The 7,792-nt window shown below is 72.0% G+C and carries 7 protein-coding genes; all 7 read right to left on the bottom strand.

Annotated features, from left to right (window positions below; translation table 11 throughout):
* Positions 1–84 (bottom strand): biotin carboxylase N-terminal domain-containing protein (locus tag ACZ37P_RS32800; protein ID WP_355335748.1); only part of this gene is annotated, 84 nt, incomplete at its 3' end.
* Between the two features lie 106 nt (positions 85–190).
* Entirely contained in the window at positions 191–421 is a 231-nt protein-coding gene (locus ACZ37P_RS32795; protein ID WP_391047672.1) for an acyl-CoA carboxylase subunit epsilon, read from the bottom strand.
* Positions 418–2,019 carry an acyl-CoA carboxylase subunit beta gene (locus tag ACZ37P_RS32790; RefSeq protein ID WP_391047674.1) on the bottom strand — a complete coding sequence of 534 codons (1,602 nt, stop codon included), beginning with the start codon at positions 2,017–2,019 and terminating at the stop codon, positions 418–420. The genes ACZ37P_RS32795 and ACZ37P_RS32790 overlap by 4 nt, the downstream gene beginning before the upstream one ends.
* Positions 2,020–2,053: 34 nt before the next feature.
* Entirely contained in the window at positions 2,054–3,883 is a 1,830-nt protein-coding gene (locus ACZ37P_RS32785; protein ID WP_467349994.1) for a fatty acyl-AMP ligase, read from the bottom strand.
* A 2-nt stretch (positions 3,884–3,885) separates the two neighbouring features.
* Positions 3,886–4,470 carry a flavin reductase family protein gene (locus tag ACZ37P_RS32780; protein WP_391047680.1) on the bottom strand — a complete coding sequence of 195 codons (585 nt, stop codon included), beginning with the start codon at positions 4,468–4,470 and terminating at the stop codon, positions 3,886–3,888.
* The gene (locus ACZ37P_RS32775) at positions 4,460–6,112 is read right to left on the bottom strand and encodes an NAD(P)/FAD-dependent oxidoreductase (protein WP_467349992.1); all 1,653 of its coding nucleotides are present in this window, start codon (positions 6,110–6,112) and stop codon (positions 4,460–4,462) included. Before ACZ37P_RS32775 ends, ACZ37P_RS32780 begins: the two co-directional genes overlap by 11 nt.
* Positions 6,113–6,148: 36 nt before the next feature.
* On the bottom strand, positions 6,149–7,786 hold the full coding sequence (locus tag ACZ37P_RS32770) for an NAD(P)/FAD-dependent oxidoreductase (protein ID WP_355334782.1): 1,638 nt from the start codon (positions 7,784–7,786) through the stop codon (positions 6,149–6,151).
* Between the last annotated feature and the right edge of the window lie 6 nt (positions 7,787–7,792).

The raw sequence follows: 7,792 nt of genomic DNA, 5'->3' as shown, positions 1-7,792 counted from the left end.
CACACTCGCGATCCCCGCATCCCGGCAGGCACGGGCAACGCGGACAGCAATTTCACCGCGGTTCGCGATGAGCACCTTGCGCACGATGGCTCCCTTGGCTCATTTGGCTGGTTCGGCTTCCCCGACCCCGGCGGCTTCCCGGCTCCGACGCCCCGCGGCGGTCAGGGGGCCGCGCGGCGGACGGCCGCGCTCACGGCGTCCAGCCGCCGCTCCGGCCGCCGCGCCGCCACTGGCCGGGGCCGCGGTCCGGGGCGGGCACCGTGCCCCGCCGCCACGATCGCCGCGAAGGTGACCGCCGCGCCGCGGGCTCGTCACCGAGCGCGGCGCCGGCGCCCGCCCACACCGCGAGCAGCGCGGCCAGCTCCTCGGCGGTGGGCTCGCCCCGCACCACCCGGATGTCGGGGTCGCGCGCGCCGCTCACAGCGGGATGTTCCCGTGCTTGCGCGGCAACCGCGTCACCCGCTTGTCGGCGAGCGCGCGTAGCGCCTGGGCCACCTGCCCGCGGGTCTCGTGCGGCATGATCACCGCGTCCACGTAGCCCCGCTCGGCGGCGACGTAGGGGTTGCACAGCGCCTGTTCGTACTCGGCGCGCAGCCGGTCGCGCTCGGCGGCCGGGTCCTCGGCCTGCTCGACGGCGCGGCGGTGCAGGACGGTGACCGCGCTCTCGCCGCCCATGACGGCGATCTCGGCGGTGGGCCAGGCGAGGTTGACGTCGGTGCCGAGGTGCTTGGAGCCCATGACGCCGTACCCGCCGCCGTACGCCTTGCGGGTGACGACCGTGACCATGGGGACGGTGGCCTCGGCGTAGGCGTAGATCAGCTTGGCGCCGCGCCGGATGATGCCGCCGCGTTCCTGCTCCAGGCCCGGCAGGAAGCCGGGGACGTCCACGAAGGTGAGGACGGGGATGTGGAAGGCGTCGCAGGTGCGGATGAAGCGGGCGGCCTTCTCGCTGGCGTCGATGTCGAGCGCCCCGGCCATGTGAGAGGGCTGGTTGGCGACCACGCCGACACTGCGGCCCTCCACCCGGCCGAAACCGCAGATGATGTTGCGGGCGAACAGTTCCTGCGTTTCGAGGAGCTCGCCGTCGTCGAGGACGGTGTGGATCACCTGGTGCATGTCGTAGGGCCGGTTGGCCTCGTCGGGGATCAGCTCGTCGAGCGCGAGGTCGGCGGCGGTAAACTCCTCCGCGGCGCGCACCTCGTAGTCGGGCGCGTCGTCCATGTTGTTCGACGGGAGGTAGCCGAGGAGCAGGCGGACGTACTCGAACGCCTCCTTCTCGTCGCGCGCGAGGTGGTGGGCGTTGCCCGAGACGGCGTTGTGGCTGTAGCCGCCGCCCAGTTCCTCGCGGTCGATCTGGTGGCCGGTCACCGTCTTCAGCACGTCGGGCCCGGTGACGAACATGTGGGAGATGCCCTCCACCATGACGATGAAGTCGGTGATCGCCGGAGCGTAGACGGCGCCGCCCGCGCAGGGGCCGGTCATCAGGGAGATCTGCGGGATGACGCCGGACGCCTGGACGTGCCGCTTGACCAGTTCGGCGTAGAGGGCGAGGGAGACCACGCCCTCCTGGATGCGGGCGCCGCCCGAGTCGTTGATGCCGATGATCGGGCAGCCGGTGCGCAGCGCCAGGTCCATCACCTTGAGGATCTTCTCGCCGTAGACCTCGCCGAGGCTGCCGCCGAAGACGGTGAAGTCCTGGGCGAACAGGCAGACCCGGCGGCCGTCGATCGTGGCGTATCCGGTGATCACGCCGTCGCCGAGCGGACGCTGGCGGTCCATGCCGAAGTCGTGGCAGCGGTGCCTGGCCATGGCGTCCAGCTCGACGAAGCTGCCCGGGTCGACCAGGGCGTCGATGCGTTCGCGGGCGGTGAGCTTGCCCTTGTCGTGCTGGCGCGCGACGGCTGGTGCGTCGGTCGCCAGCCGCGCCGACTCGGCCCGCCTGCGGGTGAGTTCGGACAGCCGCTCGGCGGTGGTTCCTCTTCCTGGGCTTGCGGACACGGTGTCTCCTCGGTGCGTCATGACCTGGCCGTGCGGGCGTCGCGGGGCCCGGACGTCAGCCGCTTCGTACGACGGCGTCGGCCAGCGATCCGTCCGTGTAGAGCTGTCGGCAGGCGCGGCGTCGCACCTTGCCGCTGGAGGTCTTGGGCAGAGTGCCGCGCCGCACCAGCAGTACGTCGTCCGCCTCCAGCCGATGATTGTCCCAGACCGCCTCACGTACAAGCCTGTGCAGCCGTTCCGTACCGGTCTCGCGCAGGGTCCGCCCGTCGGCCTCCACGACGACGACCAGTTTCTCGGTGCTGCCGTCGTCCACGGAGAAGGCCGCAGCGCAGTTGGGGCGCAGGCCGGGGGCGGCGGTCTCGGCGGACAGTTCGATGTCCTGCGGGTAGTGGTTGCGGCCCGCGCGGATGACGAGGTCCTTGAGCCGCCCGTTGATGTACAGGGTGCCGTCGTGGAGGAAGCCGAGGTCGCCGGTGCGCAGGTATTCGTGGCTGTCGTCGGCGGCGGGGGCGGTGCGGGCCCAGAAGGTCTCCTTGCTCGCCTCCGGGCGGCCCCAGTAGCCGGCCGCGACGCAGGGTCCGTTGATCCAGATCTCGCCGACGCGGCCGTCGGGCAGCGGGTTCAGGGTCGCGGGGTCGACGATCCTGATCCGGGTCCCGGGCTCCGGCGCGCCGCAGCCGACGATCGGCACGGCGCCGGGCGCGTCCGCGTCGACCTGCCGGACCACGCCGTCCCGCAGGGCGTCGTCGGAGACCCACAGGGCGGCGGGTTCCCGGTCGACGCGGTCGCCGGTGGCCTTCAGGGTGTTCTCGGCGAGCCCGTAGCCGGGGCACATCGCGCGCGGGTCGAAGCGCGCGGGGGCGAAGGCGGCGGCGAAGTTCTCGATGGTCCGCCAGCGCACCGGTTCCGCGCCGTTGCCCGCGACCTGCCAACTGGACAGGTCGAGGCCGGGGCCGATCCGGCCTTCCGCGGCGGCTGACACGCACAGGTCGTACGCGAAGCCGGGCGCGGCGGCGTGCGTGCCGCGGAACCGCGAGATCGCCTCCAGCCAGCGGGCCGGGCGGCGGATGAACGCCTCGGGTGTCATCAGGTACGAGGTCGGGCCCGCCCACAGCGGCAGCACGATCCCGAACAGCATGCCCATGTCGTGGAAGAGCGGCAGCCAGGACACCACGGTGGCGCCGGGGCCGCAGGGCCACAGGTCGTCGGTCTCCCGCGCGTTGGCCATGAAGTTGGCGTGGGTGACCATCACGCCCTTGGGGTCGCCGGTCGACCCCGAGGTGTACTGGAGCAGCGCGGTGTCGCCCGGTCCCGGCAGGGTGCCGTGCCACTGCTCCGGGTCCGCGCCCCCGGCGGCGTCCTCGGGCAGTTCGTCGGTGGGGATCAGCGTCAGGCCGGTCAGCTCCGGGCGGTCGCCGAACCGCTCCCGCAGCTCGCGTGCCACGGCGGCCGTGGTGAGGACGGCGTGGGTGTCCGCGTCGTCGGCGATGCCGCGCAGCCGCTGGAGTCCGCTGACCCGGCTGGGCACCTGGACCGGCGCCGCGGCGATGCCCGCGTACATGCAGCCGAGCAGGGCGCGGACGAAATCGAATCCTGAGGGGTAGAGCAGTACGGCGTTGCGGCCGGCGAGTCCGGCCGCGGTGAGCGCGACGGCGTGCCGCCGGGCGTCGGCGTCGAGGGCGCCGTAGGTCAGCGGGTCCTGCGGCTCCTCGCCGTCGTGCAGGAAGACGAAGGCGGTGTCGTCCGGCCGTGTCGCGGCGCGCAGCCGCAGCGCGTCCACCAGGGTGCGCACCTCGGGCAGGGTGCGCAGGTCGAGCGGCGCGGAGGGGTCGGGGTTCGGGGGCACGGCCTCGGCGACGGGCTGTCGCGTCAGGTCGATGCTCATGGTCAGCGCTCCTTGTCGAGCCGGGCGAGCCGTCCGCGGTAGAAGGTGAGCGGGCCGTCGTCCTCCAGCGTGCCGAGCGAGGTGACGGCGCCGACCACGATCCGGTGGTCACCGCCGTGGTACTCGTCGGCGACCTTGCACTCCAGGTAGCCGATGGCGTCGCGCAGGATGGGCGCGCCGGCGCTGCCGCTGAGGCAGTCCAGCCCGTCGAAGCGGGTCGGTCCCGGTGCGGCGAAGCCCATGGCGACCGGGCCCTGTGCCGCGCCGAGGATGCTCACGGCGAAGGTCCCGGTGGCGCGGACGGCGGCCAGCAGCCGGGAGTCGTGCCGCAGGCAGAACAGCACCAGGGGCGGTTCCAGCGAGACGGAGGTGAAGGAGTTGACGGTGGCGCCGACCCATTGCCCGTCGATCACGCTGGTGACAACGGTGATGCCGGTGGTGAAGTGCCCGCACACCTGGCGCATGGCGGACGGCTCCGGCGGCAGGGCCTGGGCGGGGAACCTCTTGGTTCCGGTGTCTGCTTCCATGTCCACGATCCCCAGGTGGGCGAGTCTGCGTCGGATGTCCTGTTCCTGGTCAGTCGTCATGGCCGAGGTCTTTTCCGCCGCCGCGCGCGCCGTAGGGCCGCACCAGGCGCAGCACTCCCGGTGGTGCTTCCTTGCGCGCCCACAGCAGGGTGCGCACCCGTTGCGGGGTGGTGAGGACGTACTCGCGGTCGGTGGGGTCGCCGAAGCCGTAGATCGGCGGCACCATCGCTTCGTTCCGCAGGCGGACGAAGATCCGGTCGGCGCTCTGGCGGGCGGTGGCGCGGCCCTCGGCGGTGTCGCGGCAGGCGGCGAGGGTGAAGTCGAGCAGCTCGCGGTATTCCGGCAGCGTCTCGTGGCAGACACCGGTGGCGGGGTCGGCGCGCAGCGAGGTGAGGGCGGCCTCGGCGGCGCCGGACGCCATCGTCTTGGCGCTCCGCTTGAGGGAGAGCGCGTCGAACATGGTGCCCAGCAGCCAGACCCTGGCCGTCGCACTCCACAGCGCGGGGTGCGAGCTGGCGGTCAACGCGGCGTCCACCAGGCGGTCCTGACGGTCCGCCATGCCGTGCTGCAAACGCTCCAGATAACGGAAGCGGCCCGCCGACCAGTCGTCGTCCCTGGCCGCGGCGAGGATGTCGGAGGCCGCGGAGTAGACGAGTTGGGCGGAGGTGTAGAGGTCGCGGCCGAGGACCGGGTCGCCGCCGAGCGCGGAGCCGTCGAGCAGCAGCATGCGGTCGCCCACGGTGCGCGAGGCGTGCCACTGGCCGGAGTCGGCCGTCCAGCAGAACATCGGCTGGGCGTCGGCGAGTTGGGCGGCGACGGCCGGGTGGCGGGCGGCGCGGGCAAGGATCTCCTCCCAGCCGTCGGTCCCCTGCCGGGGGAAGCGGGCGGCGTCCAGCGACAGGGTGACGGTGGCGAGCGCGGAGCCGGCCGGCGTACCCGAGCCGTTGCGGAAGTGGCCGACCTGTATCCAGCCGCCGTCGAAGACGTGGTGCAAGGTGCCCTGCGACCAGGGGTGCGAACCCTTGAGGACCGGCGCGACCCACTCGTACGGCCGTACGCCGACGGCGTGCGCGCCGATCACCCGCGTGCCGGTGCCCCCGGAGACCCGCTCGGCGCCGAGCGCGCGGGCCACGGCCGAGTCGGGGCCGCCGGTGTCGACCACGAAGCGGGTGCGTATCTCCTCGCCCGAGGTCAGGGTCAGGCGTACCCGGTCGTCCTCGGCGACGGCCTTGTCGACCCGGACCCGCTGCCGTACCCGGGCGCCGTACCCGACGGCCGCGGCGAGCATCCAGGCGTCCAGGTCGGGCCGGTAGAAGCGGCTCTCGCCGTGCTCCGAGGGGATGTTGAACTGGAGGGAGTCGGCCCGCCGGTGCCCGGCGCCCTCGTGGTGGTGCACGAAGCCGAGGGTGCGCTGCACGCCGCAGTTGTACGACAGTTCGCGTCCGACCCGTCCCGCGTCGGCGAGCAGCGCGATCTCCGGCACCCGGAAGCGCTCGGCGATCACCTCGTAGAGGAACGAGGTGCACGGCAGCGTCATCTCACCCGGCTCGCTGCCGGACGTGTCGTGCTCGCCGAGCAGCAGGACGCGCAGGCCGTGCCGGGCGAGGATCACGGCCAGCGAGGTGGCCGTGATCCCGGTGCCCAGGACGGTGACGTCCGGGTCACGCTGGTCGTCTCCGATGTGGTCGGGGTCGGTTCTCATGGTGCCCATCACCTGTTCGGGTCGGATACGGATGGGTCAGCCGCCGTGCGCGACGCGTTCCATGGCGAAGCCGCGCATGGCGTGGGTCACCGTGCCCGCGATGTCGGCGGGTGCCTTGGTCCGGGCCCAGGCGACGGTGCGCGCCATGCGCGCGGGGGTCGCGTGGAAGAAGTGGTTGCCCGGCTTGTCGAGGTTGAGCGGCGGCGGGATGAAGTCGGCGGCGGAGAGCTGCGCGAACAGCCGCCGGGTCGCCTCCTGCGGTGTGATGGTGCCGTTCTCCACCTGCTCGCTGACGGCGGTGGTGTGGCGCAGTAGTTCGTTGCAGCCGTCGTGGGTGGGGAAGGGCGAGCCGAGGTACTTGGAGTGCTCCATCTCGCGCAGCGGGCCGGTGTCGCCGCCGCGCCGCAGCCGGTCGTAGACGCCTTCGAGGTGGAAGGTGCCGAGCACGGTGGAGATCGCCCAGGTCCTGAAGACCGCGTTCCACATCTCGTAGTCGCGGAAGGCGATGAAGGAGCTGTTGACCAGGTCGTCGTTGGCGCTGAGCAGGCCCTGCTCCAACTGCTCGACGAAGGCGAAGCGTTCGCGGGAGAAGTCGTCGTCGCGGATCGCGTCGAGCAGCCGGTAGCCCAGGACGTTGACGACTTCGAGGGTGTTGGTCAGGCCGCGGGAGTAGAGCGCGTCGATGAATCCGGCGGCGTGCGCGGTGATGCAGAAGCGGTCGCCGACGGTGCTGGTGGTCGAGTACTGCAACCGGCCGGTGGAGACCCACTCGCGGACCGGGCGGGCGTTCTTGAACTGCGGTGCGATGTCGGGGAACCGGCTGAGGAATTCGTCGAATTCCTGCTGCGGCGGGCCGTCGGGCCGCGGGTGGCGGCGCGGGTCCAGGGTGAGGCCGACGCTGCACAGCCGGTTGGTGCCGCCCTTGTTGTTGTCGAAGGGGATCACCCACAGCCAGCCGCCGTCGAAGACGTGGTGCAAGGTGCCCTGGTGCCACGGGCTGGGGTTGCCGTACTGCGACGGGTTGCGCATGACGTCGTCGTACGGGGTGACGCCCACCATGTGCGTGAACAGCGAGCGCGAGTGGTGCTTGAAGCGGGTGGGCTGTTCGCGCAGGCCGAAGTGCTCGGCGACCGGGGAGCGGTGGCCGCTGGCGTCGACCACGTAGCGGGCCTGGAAGGTCTCGCCGCGGTCGGTGGTCAAGGTGACGCCCGAGCCGTCGATGTCGACGTCCTGGATCCGGGTCTGCTGCCGCAGGACCGCGCCGTAGGAGGCGGCGGTGTACGCCATGTAGGCGTCGATGTCCTGCCGGTAGAAGTGGTTCTCGGTGTGCAGCATCTTCGGGATGACGAACTGGTTGACCTCGTCGGGCCGTTGGGCCTGGCCCTCGCGCTGGTAGACGAAGCCGAAGTTGCGCTTGACGCCGCAGGCCCCGGTCACGTGCTTGCGTACGCTCTGGAAGCTGGCGAGGTGGGCGATCTCCGGCACGTCGTAGCGGGCGCTGACGACCTTCATCAGCACCGAGGTGTAGGGGATGGTGGACTCCCCGATGGCGAACCGCGGGTGGGTGCCGGCGTCCAGCAGCAGCACCTTGGCGCCGTTGCGGGCGAGTACGGCGCCCAGGATCGAACCGGCGATGCCTGCGCCGAGAATGGCTACGTCGTGGCGGGTGTTCATCTGCGA

The sequence above is a fragment of the Streptomyces sp. NPDC024632 genome (assembly GCF_055559175.1).
Note: the sequence above shows the minus strand (reverse complement) of the source record. Positions and strands in the feature narration are given on the sequence as shown.